The organism is Micromonospora sp. NPDC049049, from assembly GCF_040649115.1.
Classification (GTDB): domain Bacteria; phylum Actinomycetota; class Actinomycetes; order Mycobacteriales; family Micromonosporaceae; genus Micromonospora.
In genome coordinates, this window is record NZ_JBEZEX010000028.1 from 1 (window position 1) to 22,598 (window position 22,598).

Annotated in this window: 20 protein-coding genes; 4 read left to right on the forward strand and 16 right to left on the reverse strand. The window is 73.0% G+C overall.

Translation table 11 applies throughout. The annotated features are described in order from the left end of the window. Window positions 1-130: 130 nt before the first annotated feature. The 7 genes from AB0B68_RS24810 to AB0B68_RS24840 all read right to left on the reverse strand — a co-directional run bounded on the left by AB0B68_RS24810 (window position 131) and on the right by AB0B68_RS24840 (window position 8,620). Window positions 131-1,285 (reverse strand): FHA domain-containing protein, encoded by a 1,155-nt coding sequence (locus AB0B68_RS24810; RefSeq protein ID WP_357263036.1) that lies wholly within the window; start codon window positions 1,283-1,285, stop codon window positions 131-133. Beyond that, window positions 1,282-1,575 carry a 4a-hydroxytetrahydrobiopterin dehydratase gene (locus AB0B68_RS24815; protein ID WP_357208562.1) on the reverse strand — a complete coding sequence of 98 codons (294 nt, stop codon included), beginning with the start codon at window positions 1,573-1,575 and terminating at the stop codon, window positions 1,282-1,284. The genes AB0B68_RS24810 and AB0B68_RS24815 overlap by 4 nt, the downstream gene beginning before the upstream one ends. Before the next feature lie 160 nt (window positions 1,576-1,735). Then, on the reverse strand, window positions 1,736-2,788 hold the full coding sequence (locus AB0B68_RS24820; RefSeq protein ID WP_357207005.1) for an acyl-CoA desaturase: 1,053 nt from the start codon (window positions 2,786-2,788) through the stop codon (window positions 1,736-1,738). A 136-nt stretch (window positions 2,789-2,924) separates the two neighbouring features. Continuing rightward, a complete protein-coding gene (locus AB0B68_RS24825) occupies window positions 2,925-6,392 on the reverse strand; it encodes a hypothetical protein (RefSeq protein WP_357263039.1) in 3,468 nt (1,155 codons plus the stop codon). A gap of 48 nt (window positions 6,393-6,440) precedes the next feature. After that, window positions 6,441-6,761, reverse strand: a complete 321-nt coding sequence (gene cutA, locus AB0B68_RS24830; RefSeq protein ID WP_091406014.1) for a divalent-cation tolerance protein CutA — start codon at window positions 6,759-6,761, stop codon at window positions 6,441-6,443. Window positions 6,762-6,782: 21 nt separating this feature from the next. After that, a complete protein-coding gene (locus AB0B68_RS24835) occupies window positions 6,783-7,787 on the reverse strand; it encodes a 1-acyl-sn-glycerol-3-phosphate acyltransferase (RefSeq protein ID WP_357207001.1) in 1,005 nt (334 codons plus the stop codon). Further along, on the reverse strand, window positions 7,787-8,620 hold the full coding sequence (locus tag AB0B68_RS24840) for a patatin-like phospholipase family protein (protein WP_355008125.1): 834 nt from the start codon (window positions 8,618-8,620) through the stop codon (window positions 7,787-7,789). The genes AB0B68_RS24835 and AB0B68_RS24840 overlap by 1 nt, the downstream gene beginning before the upstream one ends. Window positions 8,621-8,785: 165 nt before the next feature. On the opposite strand from AB0B68_RS24840, the gene AB0B68_RS24845 reads away from it, so the two are divergent. Next, complete coding sequence (locus tag AB0B68_RS24845) at window positions 8,786-10,288, forward strand: protein kinase (RefSeq protein WP_357206998.1); 1,503 nt, start codon at window positions 8,786-8,788, stop codon at window positions 10,286-10,288. An 18-nt stretch (window positions 10,289-10,306) separates the two neighbouring features. Here the strand turns inward: AB0B68_RS24845 and AB0B68_RS24850 are convergent, their stop codons facing one another. The 9 genes from AB0B68_RS24850 to AB0B68_RS24890 form a co-directional block, all read right to left on the reverse strand. Beyond that, on the reverse strand, window positions 10,307-11,362 hold the full coding sequence (locus AB0B68_RS24850; RefSeq protein ID WP_357207006.1) for a glycosyltransferase family 4 protein: 1,056 nt from the start codon (window positions 11,360-11,362) through the stop codon (window positions 10,307-10,309). 151 nt (window positions 11,363-11,513) lie between these two features. Further along, window positions 11,514-12,185: a BON domain-containing protein gene (locus tag AB0B68_RS24855; RefSeq protein ID WP_357206996.1), complete on the reverse strand. Its 672-nt coding sequence runs from the start codon at window positions 12,183-12,185 to the stop codon at window positions 11,514-11,516. Window positions 12,186-12,362: 177 nt separating this feature from the next. Continuing rightward, complete coding sequence (locus AB0B68_RS24860; RefSeq protein ID WP_357205143.1) at window positions 12,363-13,973, reverse strand: trypsin-like peptidase domain-containing protein; 1,611 nt, start codon at window positions 13,971-13,973, stop codon at window positions 12,363-12,365. Between the two features lie 62 nt (window positions 13,974-14,035). Next, window positions 14,036-15,592, reverse strand: coding sequence for a HAMP domain-containing sensor histidine kinase (locus tag AB0B68_RS24865; RefSeq protein WP_357205140.1), 1,557 nt, complete (start codon window positions 15,590-15,592; stop codon window positions 14,036-14,038). Further along, window positions 15,589-16,290, reverse strand: a complete 702-nt coding sequence (locus AB0B68_RS24870; RefSeq protein WP_030336721.1) for a response regulator transcription factor — start codon at window positions 16,288-16,290, stop codon at window positions 15,589-15,591. The genes AB0B68_RS24865 and AB0B68_RS24870 overlap by 4 nt, the downstream gene beginning before the upstream one ends. Window positions 16,291-16,376: 86 nt before the next feature. After that, window positions 16,377-16,988, reverse strand: coding sequence for a PadR family transcriptional regulator (locus AB0B68_RS24875; protein WP_357205138.1), 612 nt, complete (start codon window positions 16,986-16,988; stop codon window positions 16,377-16,379). Further along, on the reverse strand, window positions 16,985-17,809 hold the full coding sequence (locus tag AB0B68_RS24880; protein ID WP_357263043.1) for a DUF4097 family beta strand repeat-containing protein: 825 nt from the start codon (window positions 17,807-17,809) through the stop codon (window positions 16,985-16,987). Before AB0B68_RS24880 ends, AB0B68_RS24875 begins: the two co-directional genes overlap by 4 nt. A 130-nt stretch (window positions 17,810-17,939) precedes the next feature. Continuing rightward, window positions 17,940-18,878 carry a lysophospholipid acyltransferase family protein gene (locus tag AB0B68_RS24885; protein WP_357205132.1) on the reverse strand — a complete coding sequence of 313 codons (939 nt, stop codon included), beginning with the start codon at window positions 18,876-18,878 and terminating at the stop codon, window positions 17,940-17,942. After that, window positions 18,875-19,648, reverse strand: a complete 774-nt coding sequence (locus tag AB0B68_RS24890) for a GNAT family N-acyltransferase (protein ID WP_357205129.1) — start codon at window positions 19,646-19,648, stop codon at window positions 18,875-18,877. Before AB0B68_RS24890 ends, AB0B68_RS24885 begins: the two co-directional genes overlap by 4 nt. Before the next feature lie 149 nt (window positions 19,649-19,797). Here AB0B68_RS24890 and AB0B68_RS24895 point away from each other — a divergent pair, with 149 nt between their 5' ends. From AB0B68_RS24895 to AB0B68_RS24905, 3 genes are all read left to right on the forward strand, one after another. Then, window positions 19,798-20,445, forward strand: coding sequence for a hypothetical protein (locus tag AB0B68_RS24895; RefSeq protein WP_357205126.1), 648 nt, complete (start codon window positions 19,798-19,800; stop codon window positions 20,443-20,445). Between the two features lie 142 nt (window positions 20,446-20,587). Beyond that, a complete protein-coding gene (locus AB0B68_RS24900) occupies window positions 20,588-21,523 on the forward strand; it encodes an ABC transporter ATP-binding protein (RefSeq protein WP_355494508.1) in 936 nt (311 codons plus the stop codon). Next, a complete protein-coding gene (locus AB0B68_RS24905) occupies window positions 21,520-22,332 on the forward strand; it encodes an ABC transporter permease (protein ID WP_355008136.1) in 813 nt (270 codons plus the stop codon). Before AB0B68_RS24900 ends, AB0B68_RS24905 begins: the two co-directional genes overlap by 4 nt. Window positions 22,333-22,598 lie beyond the last annotated feature (266 nt).

Genomic DNA, 22,598 nt, shown 5'->3' on the forward strand with positions numbered 1-22,598 from the left:
GCCGAGGAGCTGCCCACCGGTGCCCCGTTCACTCCCACCTCGGTGATGGCCGAGGCACCCACGATGGCGTTGCGCCTGCCCTGCGCCTCGGCGTGTCGTGGCAATAACTTCATGATCGACCGGGTGGGTGTCAGGGGCGGGGCAGGCGCATCGCCATCGTGGGTGCCTCGGCCATCACCGAGGTGGGAGTGAACGGGGCACCGGTGGGCAGCTCCTCGGCCCGACCGATCTGCACTCCCGGGTACAGCTCGATCATGTCGTTCTCGCCCAGCACCCGGGACTGCTGCGGCGCCAGCGGGATCCGGTCCGACTCGGTAATCGAACCGCCCGGCCGGATGCCCGAGCCGTTGGTGCTGACGTCGGTCACGATGACCTCGCCGACCCGCAGCTCGAAGCGGACGTGACCCCGGCTGATCCAGCGCCGGGCCTCGTCGTTGAGCCACTGGCCGAGCATGATCCCGCCGTCCTGCTCGGGAGCCCGACCGGCCACGATCGGCTGTTCCTCGCTGAGCACGAACCGCCGTCGGACCAGGCCGCCGACGCGCACCGCGAGCACCTCGGTACGCGGACGCGGGCCGCCGTCACCGAGCCGTACGCCGTGTCGGGGGCAGGTCGGCACGCCGTTGCGCAGCGCGGGCGGCGGCTGCGCGGCGGGGCTGCGGTCGGCACCCCCGGCCAGGTCGGCGAACGCGCCACCCCCACCACCGCCGCCGAACAGCGCGCAGCCCGACTCCGGGCAGCGCCACTGGCGGGCCAGCAGCTTGACGCCGGTCGGCGACCGTTTGCCGGCCACCGGCGAGTGGCCACCACCGACGTGCGCGATGAACACCGGCCCGCCGGCGCCCGGCACCGGCGCGACCACCCGACCGGGCTGCTCGACCAGCCACGGGAAACGCCCGCGCAGCCCGTCGAAGCGGACCCGGCTGAGCACCGGCAACCCGAGCAGGTCGGCGACCTCCAACATCCGGTCACCCGGGTTGTCCAGCACCTCGACGAGCCCGTCGTCGGCCCAGCGGCGGACGACCATCCGCTCGTTGGAGGTGAGGTCGGCGTCGGAGAGCAACGCCCGGTGCACCACCGCGTAGACCTGGACGCTGTCCTCCTCCAGCTCGCGGGAGAGCGCGTCGATGACCATGCCGAGGCGCAGCAGGCTGGCCGGCCGACCACCGTCGATGTCCTGGTAGCGGATCACCTCGGCCAGGTCGATCACGGCTCGGGCCAGTGACGGGTCCGTGCAGACCCGGCCCTCGATGGCATCCAGAACCTTGCTGATCTCGAATCTCATGCCGCACTCCGGACGATGTCGTCAATGCGCCGGGCCAGCTCGATGTCCCGGTGGGTGACCCCACCGGCCGAGTACGTGACACAGCGGAAGGTCAGGGTCCGCCATCGGATGTCGATGTCGGGATGGTGGTCGAGCTTCTCGGCCACCGTCGCCACCCGGTCCACCATCGCGATGGCCGCCGGGAAACTGCCGAGCTGGACGGTACGACCGATGCCGGTCGGGTCACCCGACCAGTCGGGCAACCGGCTCAGCTCTTCTCGCACCGCGTCCGCGGTGAGCAGGTCTGCCATGACCAGACCCTACCGGTGGCGCGTCCGGCGAGCCGGATCCGCTCCCTCGAGCCCAGGGTTTCCGCCAAGCGCTGCCGGCCAGGAACACGACGGCGGGGCGGCATCATCAGATGCCGCCCCGCCGATCGATGTCGTCACGGCCGCGCAACGGCCGGTCTGGTCAGCCGCGCAGCGGCCGACCCACCTCGTGCAGGTGACCGAGTGCCTGCCGGTACGACTCGACAAGCCCGGTCTCGGCGTACGGGATGCCCTGCTCGACGCAGTAGGCCCTGACGATGGGCTGGGCCCGGCGCAGGTTGGCGCGGGGCATGTTCGGGAAGAGGTGGTGCTCGATCTGGTAGTTGAGACCGCCGAGGGCGGTGTCCACGAGCCGGCTGCCGCGTACGTTGCGGGAGGTCAGCACCTGCTTACGCAGGAAGTCCAACTCGTCCTCGGCGGTCGGCATCGGCATGCCCTTGTGGTTTGGCGCGAACGCGCAACCCATGTAGAGACCCCACAGGGCCTGGTGCACGACGGCGAAGAGCAACGCCTTGACCGGGGACATGACCGCCAGCAGCAGCGCGACATAGCCGACGGTGTGCGCGAGGAGCAGCGCCGCCTCGGCCGCCCGGTGCCGCATCGGCACGGTGTACCCGCCGTTCGGCTCCCGGCCGACGATGGCCCGGATGCTCGCCACGTGCAGGTTCAGGCCCTCCAGCAGGAGCATCGGGAAGAAGAGGTACGCCTGCCGCTTGGCCATCCAGCGACCGACCCCGCGGGTCTCCAACGCCTGTTCGTGCGTCCACACCAGGGCGCCCGCGCCGACGTCCGGGTCCTCGTCCTCGTGGTTCGGGTTGGCGTGGTGCCGGTTGTGCTTGTCGACCCACCAGCCGTAGCTGAGCCCGACCGCCGCGTTGCCGGCGAACAGGCCCACCAGCTCGCTGGGGCCACGCCGACGGAACATCTGGCGGTGCCCTGCGTCGTGGCCGAGGAACGCGACCTGCGTGGTGGCCACCGCCATCAGGGCCGCGAGGGGAAGCTGCCACCAGGAGTCGCCGAGCAGGAACACGGCCACCCAGCCCGCCACGAAGGCACCGAGGGTGAGCACGATGCGGGTGACGTACCAGCCGGGGCGCCGCTCCAGCAGGCCCGCCTGGCTGATCCGTCGGGACAACTGTGCGTAGTCACTGCCTCGCCGTCGTACCGGCGGTTCCGCCACCGCTCCGAGCGCCATCGCTGCTCCCGTTCCTCTTGCGCCCGCGCCAGGATGGTTCGGGCTTGCTGTCAAGTCTCCCGATCGCGGTAGCGGTGAGTAACCCCGACAGCCCCCGAATGGGGGGTAGGGCAGGCCCTACCCCTACGGGTCCGGCTCAGCTCAGTCGGCCCACCGCGGCACGCAGTCGAGCCAGGTCACGTCGACGCCGCTCGTAGGTGGCGGCGAGCCCCACCAGTGCCAGCCCGCCGATCCCCAGGTAGATCCACCGGGGCAGCAGATCCCACCCCCGGGCCAGCTCGTGCAGCGCCAGCAGCGTCAGTACCCCGCCGCCGAGCAGCACCGGCGCCTGCCACCGGCGGGTCGCGCCGGCCAGCACCGCGCCGGTCGCCGCCGCGCCGAGCAGCAGTCGCCGCCACGGCTGCGGGTCCGCCCCGGCCAGCACCGACACGAGGCTGGGCAGCAACGCCGCGACCAACCCCGGGCCGAGGGCCGGCCAGCTGGTCAGCCCCGGCCGGGTGCGCAGCGCCAGCAGACCCGCTCCGACGGCGAGCGCCGCAGCCGGCAGTGTGTACGCCTCCAGCACTGTCACCCCTCCGGCGGCCAGCAGCACCCAGGCCCCGAGCAACTCGCTGCCGGCGGCGATCCCGGCGAACGCCCACCGCCGGCCGGCCGGTTCACCCCGGCGCAGCAGCCGCAGCGCGACGGCGGCACCCCAGAGCACGCAGATGGTGGCGAGGTGCCGCGCCGCCTCGACGGCGAACACCGCCGCCACCAGCGCGACGGCCTGCGCGGCGGCGTCCAGCACCCGTCCCAGCCGGACCCGCGCCGGGGTGACCGCCGCAGCGGTCAGCACCAACGCGGCCACCCCCAGCAGTGGGTACGAGGCAGCCCGCAGGGGCAGCCCACCGGCGAGGGGCGCGGTCACCGCCAACGCGGACGCCGCGCCCACGGCGGCGAGACAGCCGGCGACCCGTACCTCGAACCGGCGCGCGCCGGCGGCGACCGCGACCGCCGCCACCAGCAGCGCCCCCTCGGCGGCAAGCGTCCCGGCCCGGGTGGCCAGCAGACCGAGCACACCGGAGGCCACCTGCACCACGCCCACCGGCACGGCGACCGGTGTGAGCGCCGGGCGGGCGGCGGCCAGCGCGGTGAACAGCAGCGCCGCCAAGCCGGCGAGCAGAACTGCGGCCGGCAGCACCGGCCACGGCGCGCCGATCGCGATGAGCAGCACCGGCAGCGCCGCCGCGAGGAACGGCAGCGCGGCCGGCACCGGCAGGCCGACCCGCCGACCAGCCAGCGCACCGGCCACCGCCAGCACGACCAGCGCGAACCCGACCGGGAGCACCGTCGGGTCGGCGACGACGGTGGGCGCCCCCGACCACACCCGGTTCCAGCCGCCGTAGGGCGACCCGAGCGCGGTCAGCACTGTCGGCAGGGCCGCCAGGACGGCGACCACCGCCAGCGTTCCGCCGGCCGCCAGCAACAACGCCGACCGGGCCGACTCGCGCCCGTCAACCGCCGGCCGCTCCCCGAGGGCCGCCTGGCCGGAGGCGCTCGCCGACGGCAGCCAGCCGGCGACGAGCGCGACACCCAACGCGGCCAGCGCCGCGTACGGCGCGAGCGGCTCGTCACCCGCCGCGACCAGCGGCGCGAGGCCGGGCACGGTCACCGCGGCGACGGCGCCGGTCACCGCGTACCCGATCAGCTTCACCCGGTGGCGACGGACCGCGAGGGCCGCGACCAGCGACAACCCGGCGGCGGCCAGCGCGAGCCGGGCCTGCCACCAGGGCGGCCCGCCCACGGCGAACGTCGCCACCGCCGCGATCGCTGGCAGCGCGAGCTGCCCGACCAGCAGACCCGTACCGGCCACCTCCCGGTACGCGCCGGCCCCCTGTCGGACGGCCAGCGCCAGCCCGACCACGGCGAGCACGCCGAGCGCCACCAGGGCACCGGCCGGGGCGGCCAGGGCGACCAGCAGCCCGTGCCCGAGCAGGACTGCACCGCCGAGCGCACGCGAGCGCAGGGCGACGGGCGGGGTGGTCGGACGGGCCAGTACGGCGAGCAGCAACGCGACCCCGCCGACCAGGTCGATGGCCACCACCTGAGGCCAGGAGGACGTCCAGCCGGCGGGTACGGCGAACAGCACCGCCACCGCGCCGGCCGTGGCGAGCACCGCCCGCGTGCTGGCAGGGAGCAGCAGCACCGTGGCACCGATCGTCAGTGCCACCGCCGGAGCCAGCTGCCAACCCCAGCTCAGGTCCGGCCCCGTCCCAGCCCCGCCCCAGGGCGGCAACGACCGGCCGACGGCGGCGACCGCCAGCCCGACAGTGATCAACAGGGTGACCTGCGCCGTGCCGGCCGCGACGAACAGCGCGCCGGCCCGCGGACCGGTCCGCCAACCGCCGCCACCGTCCACCGCCGCCAACGCCGGCAGGAACCGCACGGCGGCGGCGATCCCCAGCGCCACAGTCGCCGCCGCGAGCAGCAGCACTGACGGCCGCAGCTCCGCCACCGGACGCAGCAGGGCGGCGGCGAGCACCGGCACCAGCAGCCCTGCCGCCACCGCCCGCAGCGCCCGCCCCCCGACGAGCCAGGCCGCGCCGAACCCGGTCAGCGCGACCAGCAACAGCGGCACCCCGGCCAGCAGTGGCGAGCCCCCCGCCCGCCCACCGACCAGCGGCACCACCGCGCACGCCGAAGCGCCCACCAACGCGGCGACGTGACCGGCGCCGGCCAACACCCGGCCGACGAGCTGCGCCGCCCCTCCCCGGCCACGCAGCGCGGCCAGCACCGCCAGGTTCAGCGACGCCACCCCGAGCAGGACCAACGCCCACCCCGCCGCACCCAGCCCGGCCTCGGCGGCGAGCAGCGGCAACGCCGGCTGGGCGGCCACCAGGGCGGCGAACCAGGGCCCCGTCAACCCGCTCCACCGGCCGTACGCCACGGCGACCGCCGCGCTGGCCCCCCCGACCAGCGCGGCGTACCGGCTGCCCGGCCAGCCGGCCACGCCGGCCAGGTCCACCGACCAGGCCGCGTAACCGTCCAGCACCACCAGCAGCAACCCCACCGCGGCGAACGTCTCCGCCGTGCCGCGCAGCCCTCGGCGGACCGCCAGCAGCGGTACGCCCAGCGCGAGCGCGGTGAACGCCGCCAGGATCAACGCCCGGCCGGCGACCCCCACCGCCGCCCAGGCGACCGCGGTGAACACCACGGCCGCGGTGCCCAGCAGGAGTCCACCGAGGACGAAGAGCAGACCCTGGACCGTCCGGGTCGAGGTTTCCGCCGCACCCGGCCGCGAACCCGTCGCGACTCCGGGGCCCGGGCCGATGAACGGCGCCGGTCCGGCGGCAGGCATCGGGCGCGCCACGACCGGGGCCGCCAGCCCGGCGCGGACGACCGCGGCCAGTTCGGCTCGCCGCCCGGACACTGTCGACAGCCGTCCGGCCAGCTCGGTGTACGTGCGACGAGCCCGCTCCACCTGCGGCTCAAGCTCGGCGACCTCCCGGCTCAGCCGAACCACCTCGGCGGCGATCGGGTCGGGTGCGCGCCGGCAGCCGGAGCATCCGGCGCTCAGATCGGCCGGTGCGCCGCAGGCGGGGCAGGGGTAACGGGTGTCGTCCACCGGGTCATCATCGACAACCGACCGGGGTGCGACCCAGAGTGCGCGTACTCAGGATCGGGTGTGCTCGTACACCCAGGTGGCGTAGTCGGGGTTGCCGCTCTCCACCCTGGACACCAGGATCTCCGGTACCTCGTACGGGTGGCTGACCCGGATCTGGTCCAGCAACGCGGTGAGCCGATCCGGTGCGGTCTTGAACTGCACCGACCACTCGGTGCTCGTCTCCATTCCGGACCGCCACCAGTAGGTGCTGTCCACCTGACCACCCACCTGGGCGCAGGCGGCGAGCCTGCCGGCGACGGCCGCAGCCGCCAGCACGTCGGCGACCGAACGCGCGTCCACCACCGTTGTCACCACGCAGATCTCGTCCACGCCCGCACCCTACGCGGACATTTACCGATTAGCGGCGATCCAGGCATCAATCTGCGCCCACCAGTCGAACAGCCAGTCGATGCGTTGCTGCCGTCCCGTCGGTACGTCCTCCGGCGGCACGGACCAGAACCGCATCACGATCCGCTTGTCCATCGGCAGTTCCCGCCACACGTCGGCGACGGTGAGCATCCGGTCCAGACCGGTGTGGGCGACGAAGATGACCCCGGCGTCGGGTGCGGCGTCCAGCGCGGCGAGCATCCCACCGGGCTGCGGGGCGAGCACGTGGCGCATCCGCTCGGCGCGCAGGGCCATTCGTTCCAGGCCGAGGGAGCGCAACCGGGCGATGGCGCGCAGCCGTCGCCGAGGGGTGAAGTTGCCGCCCTCGGGGAAGATCACGAATGCGTCGTTGTCGTCCAGGCCGGTGGCGAGGTGCCCGACCTGGCGTACCGTCTCCTCGCCGCGCTCCGGAGTCGGCGCGATGAACCGGTTGGGCAGCCGGTTGAGCAGCACGTCGATCGCCGGATCCCACTGGAGGCTGTCCTTGAGGACGATCCGAGGCTCCCGGTGGAACCAGTTGACCAGCCCGTGGATCAGGATGAACGAGTCGCCCGGCCCGGCGTGCCGACAGAGCACCAGCTCGGGCCGGCCGGGCAGCGCAGTGTCCGGGTCGGTGCCCACCACGTCGATGCTCAACCGCAGTGTCCAACGTGCCTGCCAGAACAGCACCCGCAGGAACCAGCCGGCCAGCACGTAGTGCGCGCGCTGGAAGGCCGGCGACCGAGTCCGCCAGCCGAACCCGGAGACGACCCAGAGCACGAAGAGCGCGAGCAGCGCGGCAGCGTCCCAGACCAGGTAGAAACAGCCGATCCAGAGCAGTCGCAGTGGACGCAACCGGCCCGGGACCAGCGGCGACGCGGCAGCGGCCAGCAGCGCCCAGATCGGCAGCGTGGTGACCACCACGACGGCGAGCAGCACGACGGCGGGCGCGAACAGCAACCGACGCAGCCACCGCGGAGGTAACGGCATCAACGCTCCTGGTGGGCGGCGAGGTAGCGCCGGGAGGCCGTGTACGCGCGACTGATCCGCCGTCCCACCGCCGCCATGTCCCGGTACGCCCACGGCGTGTCGTCGCGGGGGTTGAGCCCGCCGGTCGGCAGGACGTGCACCTCCACCCCCTCCGGCAGTGCCGCCAACTCCCGGAAGAAGCGGTGCCGGCGGGATATCTCGAACGCTACCTGCGCGATCTCCCACGGCCGACGGGGTGGAGTCAGCTCCCGTTCGATCCGACCGACCTGGAGGACGTAGATCCGGCGGGCGCCAACGGCCACCGCCTCGCCGATGGGGATGGAGTTGACGATGCCGCCGTCCACGTAGTGCGCGCCGTCGATCTCCATAGGCGGAAGCAGGCCCGGCACCGAGGCCGACGCCATCACCGCCGGCACCACCGGACCACTGTCGAACCAGTGCTCGGCGGCCCGCTCGATGTGGGCAGCGCAGCACCGGAACGGCACCCGCAGATCGGCGAAGGTCGTGTCCACCCCCAGCTCGGTCTCCAACAGGCGACGCAGCGGCCGGGGCGAGTGCAGGTGGGTACGGGCGGCAAAACGGCGCAGCTGCCGGGCGACCGAGTCGCCGTACACCTCGCTCGCCTCGGGTGAGGCCCAGAGCCGGACCAGCCGGTCGGTCACCGCCTCGGACGGGTCCGCAGCGACCAGCGCGCCGTTGACCGCGCCGATCGAGGTGCCGAGGACCATGTCGGGTTGGATGCCGGCCCGGAACAGGGCACGCAACATGCCGACCTCGACCGCGCCGAGCACTCCCCCGCCGCCGAGCACGAACGCCACCGGTCCCCCCGCCATGTCGTCCATCCTGGCACGGGCCCGCCGCCGACCGGTGGGCCGCTGTCGGCCGGCGGTCGGCGCACGGCAGGCACCGTCCGTCGACGGCCGGTGGCGACGGCGTTGACAGGCAGGACACATTCGCGCAACCTGATACCGCTCCCACCCCTGAGGCAGGTGCGATCCGTGAAGGCAGCGCTGCATCCGGGCCGATTGCTGGCTCGCAGATACCGACTTCTGGACCAGATCGGCGCCGGTGGCATGTCGGTCATCTGGCGTGCCCGGGACGAGGTACTGGACCGGGTGGTCGCGCTCAAGGTGCTCGCCCCGTCACTCGCCGCGGACGCGCGGTTCCGGGGAATGGTGCGCGAGGAGGCACGGGCCGCCGCCCAGTTGGTGCACCCGCACCTGACCTCCGTGCACGACTACGGCGAGACTGTCGACCCGGACGGCTCGATCACCTCGTTCGTGGTGATGGAGCTGCTCAGCGGCGAGGAGTTGAAGCTTCGGCTCACCGAGGGGCCGCTGCCGTGGACCGAGGCGGTCCAGGTGGGCGCACAGGTGGCGGACGCCCTGGCGGCGGCGCACCGGCTCGGCATCGTGCACCGGGACATCACCCCGGCCAACGTGATGATGACCGGGACGGGCGTCAAGGTGCTCGACTTCGGCATCGCCACCCGGATCGGCGCGCCCGACGAGGACGAGGACGGCGAGACCTTCGGCACCCCGGCGTACGTCGCACCGGAACGTCTCGACGGCGCGCCGGCCCAGCCGTCCACCGACGTGTACTCGCTCGGCGTGCTGCTGCACGAGGCGCTCACCGGCCGGGTCCCGTATCCGGCGGACACCTGGGAGCAGCTCAGCGCCGCGCTGGCCAGTGGTCCGCCGCCGACGCTGGCCGATCTACCGGACCTGCCCGCGCCGGTGGCCGAGATCTGCCTGCGCAGCCTCGCCCGGAATCCGGCCGACCGGCCCACCGCCCGGCAGGTCGCCACCGCGCTCCGCGACCATTCGCTGCCCGCCGAGCCCCCGACGGCGACCATCCGGGTGCCCACCCAGCCCCTGCCACCGCAGTCGCCAGCCGTCGCGACGGCCAGCGTCCCGGCGGCGGCGCGGCTGGATGGAGCCGCCTCGGACGGCGGAGCCTCCTCCAACGCGGGCGAGCCGCCGACCGGGTCGGGCTGGTCGCGGCGGCGACTGGTGGTGCTGCTGGCGGTGCTGGCCGTCGGGGTGACAGTGGCCGGGGTGGCGCTGCTGCCCGAACAGCAGCCGACCCGCCGGGCGCAGCCCTCCGCCGGGCCGGTGACGACCCCGTCGACCGACCCGCCGGCCCCCCAGCCGTCCACGCCGATCACGTCCGCCCCGCCGACCCCGACGCCCTCGACGAAGCCGACCACCGGGGCTCCCACCTCGAACCCGGGCACCCTCACCGAGGTCGCGAACCGGGTCGACGGGTTGATCGGCACCGGGCTGAGCGCCGGCGAGATCCGCGACGACGTGGCCCTCGACCTGCGCAACGAGCTGCGCAACCTGACCGTCGCGGTCAGCTCCGGCCGCGAAGAGCTGGCACCGCCGGTGGCCCGGCTACGTGCCAAGGTCGCCGTCCGTCTCGGTGAGGGCGGCATCAGCCCGGCGTACGCCTCCCGACTCGACGCCGCCATCGCCGAGCTGGGGGCGACCGGGGCCTGACCCGGAGTCACCGGTGGGTCAGCGCACCGGCACCCGGTCCGGTTCACGGACGTCGTGCCGGCCGAGGGCGAATCGCCGATAGACCTCGGCGTAGCCGCTCGCCATCCGCTCGACCGAGAAGTTCCGGGCCACGTGCGTCACGCAGTCCTCCGGGTCGAGTCGCTCCGCCGCGAGCAACGCCGCGGGTAGCTCCTCCGACCGCTCGACGACGAGCCCGGTCAGCCCTGGTCGCACCAGCTCCGGCACCGCACCCCGGTTGAGCGCCACCACCGGCGTGCCGGTGGCCATCGCCTCCAGCATCACCATGCCGAACGGTTCGTCCCACTGGATCGGCATGATCAGGCAGCGCGCGTCGACGAGCATCCGCAGCGTCGTCGCGCGGTCCGCGTTGAGCACCACTGTCACGTCCTCGTCGACCATCGGCTCGACGACCTGCTCGTAGTAGCGGCGCTCGGCCGGCTCGTTGCACTTGCCGGCCAACAGCAGGGGCAGTCCGGCCGCCCGGCACGCTTTGATGGCGGTGTCCGGGCCCTTGTCCGGGCTGAACCGGGCCAGCCACAGCACCGGCCCCGCGCCAGGCGTGTGCTTGCGCGGGAAACCGCTGATGTCGAGCGCGTTGTGCACGGTACCGGCCCAGGGCAGGTTCGGGTTCAGCCGGCGCTGGGCGTGCGAGATGGCCACCAGCGACACGCCCGCGTCGATGTCGCTCAGCACGTCGCCGTACTCCCCCACGGGGTTGCCGTGCACCGTCGCGACCGTCGGCACGGCCCGACGGCCGGCGACCAGCGGACCGATCGTGGTGTGGTCGTGGATCACGTCGAAGTCGGCCGGGCTGATCAGCCGATTCACCCGGGCCAGGTGTGCCAGCTCGGGCAGGGACTCGCCGAGCCGCTCGTACTGGACCTCGGCCACCGTGGAGACGAAGCCGTCGGCCGCCGTGCCGTGGTCACCTCCGGCGCCGAACAGGGTCACCGAGTGCCCCTGCCCGCAGAGCGCGTCCACCAGTGCGGCGACGACCTGCTCAAGGCCGCCGTAGCCGGGCGGCGGCACTGACAACCACGGCGGAACCACCATCGCGATGCGCAGTGACCGCTCCTCGTGGCGGCCCGCAGGCGGGTGGTTCACGGCCACGAGTCCTCCCCGTTGCTCCCCGGTACGGCGGCACCGCTGGTCGGCGGCGGTTTCCCAGTAGCGTCCCAGGTAAACCGGACATGGCGGACGACGATCACCCGCCCACCAGGATCTGGTCGTGGACCACCCGCACCCCGGGCGCGGACCACGCCACCCGCTCGACCTGGTCACGTTCCCACCAGGAACGGACCACCCCGGCGAGGACCAGCGTGTCGCCGTCCACCTCGACGGTCACCCGCTCGCCGCCGAGCGTGCGCAGCAGCGCCCGCTGGACGTCCCGCCGCAGGCGCTCGGCGTCCGGTGGCGCCGCGGGTCGTACCTCGATCAGGTTGGTGATCCCCCGTACGCCGTCGAGCCGGCGCACCTCGCCCTCGGCGGCCCGCCGCTGCCACCCGAACTCGACCTCGCCGCGCAGCATCAGCCAGCCGTTGGCCACTGTCACGTCCAGCCGTTCGGCGGGCACGAAGCTGTCCCACTCCAGGGCGCGGGTGGCGGCGTCGGCGATCTCGGCGTCGGTACGCCCCGGGGTGCCGGGCAGCCGCACCTCCACCTCGTCGGCCACCGCCCGTACGCCGCGAACCCGCTGTGCGCATCGCGTCGCGACCCAACCGCGAGCGGCACCGTCCACGAAGCCGGTCAGGGTGACCACGCCCTGGTCGACGGTCACTCCGATCTCGTTCGGTTGCAGTTGGGGGTCCCAGGCCAGCTCGGCCAGGACGTCGCGTTGGATCCGCTGGTCCTCGCGGACACCCACCACCTCGGTCATGGCACTCCACCCCCGGTTCCGGTCGTCGCCCTCCGAACCTGCCGGGCGGACGGGTGACGGCGGTTCACCCGATCCGGGTGAACCGCCGTCCGGGCGTAAAGAAGCGGCGGGTGACGGAGCCGACCCCCTCGGCCCCGCCACCCGCCGCCGGAGGGAGGAAGCAGGTTCAGTAACTGGTCAGGACGTCTCGGCGAGCGTCACGGTCGCCGACTTCTCGACACCGTTGCGCTTGAACTGCACCTCGACCCGGTCGCCGACCTTGCCGGCCTGCACCGCGCCGACCAGGTCGTCCGAGTCGTTGACGGGCTTGTCGCCGAACCGGGTGACGACGTCGCCGCGCTGGAGGCCGGCCTTCTCCGCCGGGCTGCCCGGGGTGACCGACGCGACGAGGGCGCCGCCGCCCTCGGCCGGGTTGACGCCGACTCCGAGCGACGGGTGGCTGACCTTCTCGCCACGCTGGAGCTTGCCCGCGACGTCCTTGGCCTTGTTGCTGGGGATGGCGAACCCGACACCGATGTTGCCGGTGCTCTGCCCGGAGGTCGCGATGGCGGTGTTGACGCCGATCACCTCGCCCCGGGTGTTGACCAGCGCGCCGCCGGAGTTGCCGGGGTTGATCGGGGCGTCCGTCTGGAGCAGGCCGGAGATCGAGGAGACCGCCTGGCCCTGCTGCTGGGTCGGGTCCTGCGGCTGACCCTCACCGGCCCGGATGGTGCGGTCCCGGGCGCTGAGGATGCCGGAGGTCACCGAGCCCTGCAGACCGAGCGGGCTGCCCAGGGCGAGCACCTGGTCGCCGACCTGCATGGCGTCACTGTCGCCGAACTTGGCCGGCTTGAGGTCGCTCACCCCGTTGGCCTTCACCACGGCCAGGTCGGTCTTCGGGTCGGTGCCGATGATCTTCGCGTCGGCGGTCTTGCCGTCGGCGAAGACCACCCGCACTGCGTCGCCGGAGGCGGACGCGACCACGTGGTTGTTGGTCAGCACGTACCCGTCGACGCTGAGCACCACCCCGGAGCCCTCACCGCTGCCGGTGGTGATCGAGACGACGCTGTCCTGCACCGACGCGGCGATCTTCGGCAGGTCCGCGCCATTGATCACGGGAGCCGCGGAGTAGGTGCGGGTGATGCCGCCGCCGTCGCCGTCGAGGGCGAGCGCGAGCGCACCACCGGCGACACCGGAACCGAGCATCAGGGCGAACACCGCGACGCCGGCACCGGCGAACTTGGCGATTCGCCCCGGCCGGGGGCCGCTGCCGGGCGGCGCGACCTGCGGGCCCCACGGCGGGACCGGCTGGCCCGGGTGCTGCCCGGGGTGCTGGGCCTGCTGACCGGGGTGCTGCGGGTGCTGCCCCGGGTGCTGCTGGTGCTGGGCGTACGGCATGCCCGGCTGGCCCCCGCCGGCCCAGCCGGACTGCTGGCCCTGGTACCAGGGGGCACCGGGGTAGTGGCCGGCCGGCTGCGGGTAGCCGGGCTGGCCGGGCGCCGGGTGACCGGAGACCGGGTACGGGGGTGCGGACGGCGTGGCGGCCGGGCGCTCGTAGCCGGTCGACGGCTCGTACCCGGTCGGCTGGCCGGCGGGCGCGGAGTAGGCGGCCTGGGTGGCGGCGGTGGTCTCCGCGTCACCGGTGGTGGAGGCGACCGTCGGGTCGCCGCCGGTCGAGACGACCGGTACGGGAGTGGTCGGGGAGTCGGACTGCACACGCTCGTCGCGCGGCAGCTCGGCGGTGGGGTGCGACGGCTCGGCGTCGGTGGGGGCCGGCCGGCGCTGCGGGTCGGACTCGAACTCGGTCATGGGACTACCTTCTCCCTCCGCACTGCAATCAACCTGGAACCGTCCTGGAAGTTGGCTGAAAGTCACTCCCCCGCGCTGTCGACCTGCGCCAGCAGCGGCAGCCGCACCCGGAAGGTGGCCCCGCCGCCAGGCGTCTCGGCCACCTCGACCAAGCCGTGGTGGGCGGCGACCAGCGCCGCCACGATGGCCAGGCCAAGGCCGGTCCCGGTGTTGCCGTCGGCTCGTCGGGTACGGGCCGCGTCGGCCCGGTAGAACCGTTCGAAGACGCGTTCCGCCTGCTCGGCCGAGAGACCGGGGCCGGTGTCGACCACCTCCACGACGGCGAAGCCCCCGGGTTCGGCGCGCAGCCGTACCCGGACCTCAGCCTCCGGTGGGGTGTGCGTGAGCGCGTTGGTGACCAGGTTGCCGATCACCTGCCGCAGCCGCGCGTCGTCGGCGGAGACGACGAGCGGGCCCGATTCGGGAGCGATCTCCAACTCGATCCGCCGTTCCGGTGCCATCGCCCGCGCGGCCTGCACCGCGTCGGAGGCGAGCACCGGCAACTCCACCGGGGTCAGCGAGAGCGGCCGTTCCATGTCCAACCGGGCGAGCAGCAGCAGGTCCTCCACCAGCAGACCCATCCGGGACGCCTCGTCCTCGATCCGGCGCAACAGGCCGGCGGTCTGTTCCGGCTCACGGGCCGCACCCTGCCGGTACAGCTCGGCGAAGCCGCGGATCGTGGTGAGCGGAGTCCGCAGCTCGTGCGAGGCGTCGGCGACGAACTGCCGCATCCGTTCCTCGGAGCGGATGGCCCGCGCCTCGGACGCCTGAGCTGCGGCGGCGGCATCCCGGGCGGCGCTCTCCGCCCATCGGGCCGAGGTCTCCGACGCGGCTCGGGCGGTGAACGCCGCCTCGATCTGGGTGAGCATCGCGTTCAGCGCCCGCGACAGCCGGCCCAGTTCCGAGGTTGGCTCGGCCTGACCCTCCTCCGGGTCGGGCACCCGGCGGGTCAGGTCACCGCCGGCGATCGCGGCGGCGGTCTGTTCGATCTCGACGAGGGGCTTGAGGCTGGTCCGGACGATCGCGGCGCCGACCGAGGCCAGCATGATCAGCACTGCGCCACCGACCAGGAGGTCTATCCAGACGAGCTGCTTCACCGCCCGGTCCACCTCGGTCAGCGGCTGACCCACGGCCAGCACCGAGCCGTCCGGTTGGGGGGCGTAGTACACCCGCCAGCGGGTGAGGCGATCGTGTGAGATGACGGTGCGCGGCTCGCCCTCCGCCGCCTCGAAGTCCTTGCGGGTGGCGGGAAACGTGGGCAGCTGTGCGGGGTAGAAGTTGCGCGTGTCGTACTGGGGGTCGTACACCTGCCGCTCGTCGGCCACGATCACGACGTAGTCGCTGGGCAGCATCGCGCCGACCTCACCGCTGCGCAGCTTCTGAAGAAACTGGCCGAGGCCCTGGGCGGTCGACCGGACCTGCCCGTCGACCTGGCCCTCCAGGTAGTTGCGGAGGAAGTACGCGGTCAACGAGCTGATCACCAGAAGCGCGACGGCGACCAGCGCGAGCACCGAGGCGACCAGCTTCACCCGCAGCGGAACGCTGCGCACCCGCCCTTTCGCCTGCTGGACTGCGTTCACGCCGCCGGCTTGCGCAGGACGTACCCGACCCCGCGAAGAGTGTGGATCAGCCGGGGCTGGGTGGTGTCGACCTTGCGCCGCAGGTACGAGATGTAGGACTCGACGATGTTGTCGTCGCCACGGAAGTCGTAGTTCCAGACGTGGTCGAGGATCTGCGCCTTGGACAGCACCCGGTTGGCGTTGAGCATCAGGTACCGCAGCAGCTTGAACTCGGTCGGCGAGAGCTGCACCCGCTGGCCGGCCCGGTGCACCTCGTGGGTCTCCTCGTCCAGCTCCAGGTCGGCGAAGGTGAGCCGGGACGGGGCCTGCTCGCCGGTGGTGGTGCGACGCAGCACGGCGCGGATCCGGGCGGTCAGCTCCTCCAGGCTGAACGGCTTCGTGACGTAGTCGTCGCCGCCCAGGGTCAGCCCACGGATCTTGTCGTCGGTGGCGTCCCGGGCGGTCAGGAACACCACGGGGGTACGCGTGCCGCCCTCGCGGAGCATCCGGATGACCTCGAAACCGTCGAGGTCGGGGAGCATCACGTCGAGTACCACCAGGTCGGGCCGGTGGTCCTTGGCGGCGTTGAGCGCCGCGCTTCCACTTGTCGCGGTGGCCACGTCGAAGCCCGCGAACCGCAGGCTCGCGGAGAGCAGTTCGAGGATGTTGGGGTCGTCCTCGACGACAAGCAGTCGCGCCTCGGTCTGGGTAGCGGGCATGCGCCCATCATCGGTGACGTCACTGCGCCACCGCTGGACGCTTCCTGCAAAAAGGCTGTGAGTCACCGACCGTCCGGCGGCGCCGGTCAGCGCAGCAGGCGACGCAACCCGTCCAGGGCGCCGTCGAGCAGCCGGATCGCGGTGCGCAGCTGGGTGTCGCTGAACTGTCGGGCGCGCATCAGCCGGCCCACCTCGGCGGTGAACGCGGCCAGCCGCTGATCGAGTTCGTCGAACAGCTCGGCCTGCGGCCCGGCGGTCGACGCCGGCCTGGGCGGCGGTGCGGGAGCCTCCCACCGGGCCCGCCGGGTCTGCCGGGTGGCCTCGCTCAACTCCCGCTTGAGGTCGCGGGCCGATCCGCGGACCTCGCTGCGGATCTCGCCGGCCAGACTGGAGAGGTCCGCCACGGAGGCCGCGATGTCCGTTTCCAGCGCTGTCAACTCACCGGCCCGCTGGCGCAGCTCCGCCCGGCCGGCGTCGGTGATGTCGTACGTCTTGCGGCCGCCGGCCGCCGTGTGGCTGACCAGACCCTCGACCTCCAGCCGTTGCAGGCGGGGGTAGATGGTGCCGGCGCTGGGCGCGTACAGACCGAGGAAGCGGTCCTCCAGCAGGCGGATCAGCTCGTAGCCGTGCTTCGGGCCGTCGTCGAGGAGCTTGAGCAGGTAGAGCCGGAGCCGCCCGTGGCTGAACACGGCGGTCACGGCAGCTCCTCTCCATCGTCGTCGACGGCTCGGGCGAGCAGGGCGATGCTCCCCGAGGTCGCGGAAGCCCAGAGCTTACCGTCGCCGGCGCCGAGCACCCCCTCGCTGCTGGGCAGCGGGAACGTCGAGCTGCGCAGCTGGGGAAAGCCGCTGGTGATCCGGCCGGAGGCGGTGTTCAACTGGACGGCGAGGTCGCTGTCCGCGCGGACCCGGACGGTGATGCTGCCCGAGATGGTGGTCAACCGGATCTCGCTGCCCCGGGGGTTGTCCAGATCGCAGGTGATGGCGCCGGAGACGGTCTGGGCCCGCACCCGGTCGGCGGCGCTGTCGGCGAGGATCACCTCCCCGGAGATCGTCTCCACTGTGAGGTCACCGCGGACGCCGAGCGCCTCCACCGGGCCCGAGGTGAGCTTCGCCGAGGTGCTGCCGCGCAACCCCATCAGGGTGATCTGGCCGGCGACGACGTGGGCGGTGGTCTCCCGACGCAGGCCGGAGGCGACCAGCGAACCCGCGACCAGGCCCAGATCGGCGAGGACGTCGGCGGGCACGGCGATGGAGACGTCCACCCGGGGGTAGCGGTGGATCATCCGGAACCAGCGCAGGACGTCCGACCAGCCCCGATCACGCTCCTGGCGGATGCTGAGCCGACCGTCGGTGTGGTCGATCAGGACCGGCCGACGGCCGACCTGGGTCACGTCGATCCGGGTCGGCCCGTCGGTGGCGACCACGTTGAGCCGCCCACTGATCAGTCGAACGTCCAGCCGGACGACCGGAGCGTCCACTGTGAGCCGTTGCGGGCTCTCGACCGTCCAACCGGCCATGGCGTCCCCCTCTCGACGACGCGCGGAAGGCACGCCGAACAGAAGGAGACTGTAACGCGATACATCGCGACATCACAAGACTGTCGCGCCTCTCGCGCCGCCGGGGCGGAGGCGGCGGGCGTGCCTCCCCCTAGGCGGCCAGGTCCAGGTCGCTGCCCGTGGCGGGCGGTGGCACGGAAACGGCCGGGGTCGCCGTCGGGACCGGCCGCAGCCGGGGCCGCGCCACGACACCCGCCGTGGGCACCAGGTGTACGGCCGACTCGGCGGCCCGGGCCAGCAACCGCCGGTCGGCGTCACGGGCCGGGTGCAACGCGGCGGCGATCGTCACCGAGACCACCAGCTCCCGCGCCGCCACCACCCGTGCCATCGAGCGCAGCAGGGTGTCCGCGCCAAGGAAGGCGGCTGCCGTGGTGGCCGCCCCGGTGGTCGCACAGCCGTAGGTGAGCCGCAGCGGGACGACCGGGCTGCCCGTGTCGATGGCCGCCTGGAACGTCGCGGGCCGGAAGCCACCGCCGGGGCGGCAGTCGGTGGCATCCTTCCCGGCACACCACGTCGTACCCTCCGGGAAGACCGCCACCGACCGCCCTGCGCGCAGCGCGTCGGCGACCCGGGCGACGGTCCTCGGCAGCGCCAACGGCCGGGCGCGGTCCACGAAGACCGTGCCCGCCGCCGCGGCCAGCAGACCAACCACCGGCCAGGAGCGGATCTCCCGTTTCGCCACCATCCGGGTGGGCGCGACCGCCAGCACTGCCAGGATGTCCAGCCAGGAGGCATGGTTCGCGACCAGCAGCGCGCGCCGCCGGGGCAACCGACCCCGAACCACGAGGCGGACGCCGAAGGCGCGCACAGTGGTCCGCGCCCAGCCACTGACCAGCGCCTGCCGTTCCGGAGTGGGAAGCACCGGCAGCAGCGCCACCACCGGAATCCCGGCCAGCAGCATGCCGAGCACGGCGACCAGCCGGAGCACCCGGCGGGCCAGCGGCACCGTGGGCACCTCGCCGGCCGCTGGCAGGCAGTCGTCGTCGCAGCCCGAGGAGGGCCGCCACAGGTCGAGCGGCACGGCGCTCACCGCTGCTCACCGCCCAGGAAGTGCCGCAGGTAGCGAGGGTTCATCCGGTCCAGGGAGAAGAGGACGTAGAAGTCCGCGCACCCGAAGTCGCTGTCGTAGGACGGCTCGCCGCAGATCCACGCGCCGAGCCGGAGGTAGCCACGCAGCAGCGGCGGAACCGCCACCCGCCCGGCCGGGGCACCGCCGACCGGGCCGGCGGCAGCCACCTCGGTAGACCAGGGCCGCAACGGGCGGACCCGCAGCGGCGGCGGCGACAGGTGCCGGGCCTGGGCCTGGGTCCACACCTCGGCCACCGTCCGCCCGCCGTCAGCCACCGGCACCGACGCACAGCCGCCGAGCCAGTGGGAGCCACGTAGGTGCAGGTACCGGATGATGCCGGCCCACATCAGGTTGATCACCGCGCCGGAGCGATGGTCCGGGTGCACGCAGGACCGGCCCGCCTCGACCAGGTCGTCGCGGAGCGGGTCGAGCGGCCTCAGGTCGAACTCGTCCTCGGCGTAGCGCCGGCTGGTGCGCCCCGGCGGTAGCAGCCGGTACGTGCCGACCACCTCGCCGGTGCTGTCCTCGCGGACGATCAGGTGGTCGCAGTACGCGTCGAAGGGGTCCACGTCCAACCCGGTCTCGCCGGGCAGGAGGGTGGCGCCGAGCTCGGTGGCGAACACCTCGTGGCGCAGGCGTTGCGCGGCCGCGACCTGGGTGGGGTCGTCGGCGATCAGCAGGGTGTATCCGCTGGTCTTCAGGGGTGCGCCAGCGGCATGCAGAACGGCCATGGGATCTGTGTAAGGGCCCGGGTTGCCATTCACGGGGACCACTGGTGTCGGCAGGATGAACGCCGGCCGGCAGATGGCTCTCACCGCGATCGTGCGAGGCTGCGGTACGGCCCGGCGACGACGCCGGCATGTTCCACCGGAGGCCGACAATGCGCATCGAAACCCGCTACAACGGGCCCGCCGGTTCCGGCAACGGCGGCTGGAGCGCGGGGATCTTCGCCGCCGAGGCGGGCGGCGACGGGCCGGTCGAGGTGACGCTGCGCCGGCCACCACCGTTGGAGACCGAGCTGACCCTTGTCGACGGCGAGGTCCGGGACCCGGCCGGCGAGTTGGTGGCCGAGGTACGCCCGGCCGGGGTGATCGACGCCGTCGTACCCCCTGTCGACCTGGAGACGGCGGTCGCCGCCGCGGCCCGATACCCCGGCCTGGTCGAGCATCCGTTCCCCACCTGTTACGTCTGCGGGCCGCAGCGGGCCGACGGGCTGCGGATCTTCCCCGGCCGACTGCCGGACGGGCGGACCGCCGCCCCGTTCCGCGCGCCCGCCCAGGTCGGCGCGGCAACGGTGTGGGCTGCGCTGGACTGTCCCGGTGGTTGGGCGGTGCTCGCGCCGGGCCGCCCGTACCTGCTGGGCCGGATCGCCGCCGTGGTCGCGGCGCTGCCCGAGCCGGGCGACGAGTGTGTGGTGACCGGGGCGTTGCTACGCGTCGATGGGCGCAAGGCGCTCGTGCACACCAGCCTGTACGGCCCGGACGGGTCGTTGCTCGGCGCGGCGCGGGCAACCTGGATCGCCCGCTGAACCCGGGCCGTAGTCCGCAGGGATGAGTCGCCTCCGCCCCGCGACGGAGGCAGACGTACCGACCGCGCCTGATTGACCTTGTTGCCACGGGCCGTCACGCTGTGCCACGGCGTACCTCTACGCCACACACGGGAGGAGAACGATGACTGACGGGCAGCGAAGCCCCACCAGCGACGGTCAGATCGTGGTGTCCGGTCTGACGAAGCAGTACAAGAACGTCCGGGCGGTGAACAACCTGTCCTTCACAGTGGCGCCGGGACGGGTGACCGGCTTCCTCGGCCCGAACGGCGCAGGCAAGACCACCACGCTGCGCATGCTGCTCAACCTGGTCACGCCGACCGCCGGCACGGCCACCATCAGCGGCCAGCGGTACACCGACCTCGCCACCCCGCTGCGGCAGGTCGGGGCGGTGCTGGAGGCTTCCAGCGCGCACAAGGGCCGCACCGGCATCAACCACCTGCGGGTCATCTGCGCCGCGGCCGGGCTGCCCAAGCAGCGGGCCGACGAGGCGTTGGCCCTGGTCGGGCTGACCCCGGCGGCGAAGCGCAAGTTCAAGGGTTACTCGCTGGGCATGAAGCAGCGGCTCGGCATCGCCGCCGCGATGCTCGGTGACCCCCGCGTGCTGATCCTCGACGAGCCGGCCAACGGGCTGGACCCGGAGGGCATCCGGTGGATGCGTGGGTTCCTCAAGAACCTCGCCCACGAGGGTCGTACGGTGCTGGTCTCCAGCCACCTGCTGTCGGAGATGCAGTTGCTCGCCGACGACGTGGTGATCATCGCGGCTGGGCAGTTGGTCCGGCAGGGTCCGGTCGACCAGGTGCTCGGGTCGATGGCCCAGGGCGCCCGGGTCCGGGTCCGCACCCCGCAGGCCGAGGTGTTGACCGCCGCCCTGAAGGCGCAGTCGGCGACCGTCGAGACCGACGAGCAGGGTGTGCTGCTGGTCGGCGGGGTGGACGCTCCGACGATCGGCCGATCCGCTCTCGCGGCCGGGGTCGAGCTGCACGAACTGACCACCGAACGGCCCGATCTGGAACGGGTCTTCCTGGAGCTGACGGCCGGAAAGGCGGGCATCCGATGAACCTGGTCCGATCCGAGCTACTCAAGATCCGTACCACCAGCACCTGGTGGTGGCTGGCTATCGGCGCGCTCCTCTCGATCGCCCTGGCGTTCGCGATCAACGCGTGGTTGGCCGTCACGGCGCTCGGCGGGGACGCCGAGAACATCGGTGTCAGCCCCGAGCAGGCGACCGCGCCGGCGCAGGCGGCGAACCTCTACACCTCGGGCCAGTACCTCGGGCTGATGTTCGTGATGCTCATCGGCATCCTGATGGTCACGAACGAGTTCTTCCACCAGACCGCGACCACGACGTTCCTGACGACCCCCCGGCGAACGTCGGTCATCGTCAGCAAGCTCGTCGCCGCCAGCCTGCTCGGCTTCATGTTCTGGCTGGCCACAACGCTGATCGACCTGGCCGCCGGCGCGATCTTCCTGTCCGCGAACGACTACGGCACTCAGCTCGGTGAGTGGCCGGTGCAGCGGGCGCTGCTGTTCAACCTGCTGGCCTACGCCATCTGGACGATCCTCGGGGTGGGCATCGGCACGCTGATCACCAACCAGCTCGGAGCGGTGATCACGGCGGCGGTGCTCTACCTGATCGGCACCCAGGTGGTGGGTCTGCTCTTCCTGCTCCTGTCGAACCTCCTCGACAGCGAGGCGGTGCTCAAGTGGCAGGTGGTCTGGCCCGCTGTGGCATCCCAGGTCATGATCACGGAGGGCACCTCGGAGTTCACCCCGTCCTGGTGGGTCGGGGCCCTGGTGCTGATCGGCTACGCGCTGGTCAGCGGAGTCGTCGGAATCCTGCTCACCCGACGGCGCGACATCGCCTGACGGCGTCTGCGACCCCGGGGCGGCAACGAGCTGGCCGTTCCGGGGTCGGGCGTCCGCTCGGCGTCCGACCCCTGGTGTTACCAGTTCGACACGGTGGGCGCAGGCGTTGCTGAACTTCTGGCATCTTCTGTGAAACCGGCCACGGGACCGAGGCGGAAATGCCTGCGGGATCGGTACGGCGTAGCCTGGGAGACGTCTAGTCCGTGCTCCTAATCGGGCGCGACGGACCCACCGCGTGCCACACAAACCCGCGTGAAAGAGGCGAT

Bases quoted from the DNA above. Each gene is read 5' to 3' on its own strand.
- AB0B68_RS24810 (WP_357263036.1), bottom strand. From the start codon at position 1,285: ATGAGATTCGAGATCAGCAAGGTTCTGGATGCCATCGAGGGCCGGGTC.
- AB0B68_RS24815 (WP_357208562.1), bottom strand. From the start codon at position 1,575: ATGGCAGACCTGCTCACCGCGGACGCGGTGCGAGAAGAGCTGAGCCGG.
- AB0B68_RS24820 (WP_357207005.1), bottom strand. From the start codon at position 2,788: ATGGCGCTCGGAGCGGTGGCGGAACCGCCGGTACGACGGCGAGGCAGT.
- AB0B68_RS24835 (WP_357207001.1), bottom strand. From the start codon at position 7,787: ATGCCGTTACCTCCGCGGTGGCTGCGTCGGTTGCTGTTCGCGCCCGCC.
- AB0B68_RS24840 (WP_355008125.1), bottom strand. From the start codon at position 8,620: ATGGCGGGGGGACCGGTGGCGTTCGTGCTCGGCGGCGGGGGAGTGCTC.
- AB0B68_RS24850 (WP_357207006.1), bottom strand. From the start codon at position 11,362: ATGGTGGTTCCGCCGTGGTTGTCAGTGCCGCCGCCCGGCTACGGCGGC.
- AB0B68_RS24855 (WP_357206996.1), bottom strand. From the start codon at position 12,185: ATGACCGAGGTGGTGGGTGTCCGCGAGGACCAGCGGATCCAACGCGAC.
- AB0B68_RS24860 (WP_357205143.1), bottom strand. From the start codon at position 13,973: ATGACCGAGTTCGAGTCCGACCCGCAGCGCCGGCCGGCCCCCACCGAC.
- AB0B68_RS24870 (WP_030336721.1), bottom strand. From the start codon at position 16,290: ATGCCCGCTACCCAGACCGAGGCGCGACTGCTTGTCGTCGAGGACGAC.
- AB0B68_RS24880 (WP_357263043.1), bottom strand. From the start codon at position 17,809: ATGGCCGGTTGGACGGTCGAGAGCCCGCAACGGCTCACAGTGGACGCT.
- AB0B68_RS24890 (WP_357205129.1), bottom strand. From the start codon at position 19,648: ATGGCCGTTCTGCATGCCGCTGGCGCACCCCTGAAGACCAGCGGATAC.
- AB0B68_RS24895 (WP_357205126.1), top strand. From the start codon at position 19,798: ATGCGCATCGAAACCCGCTACAACGGGCCCGCCGGTTCCGGCAACGGC.
- AB0B68_RS24900 (WP_355494508.1), top strand. From the start codon at position 20,588: ATGACTGACGGGCAGCGAAGCCCCACCAGCGACGGTCAGATCGTGGTG.
- AB0B68_RS24905 (WP_355008136.1), top strand. From the start codon at position 21,520: ATGAACCTGGTCCGATCCGAGCTACTCAAGATCCGTACCACCAGCACC.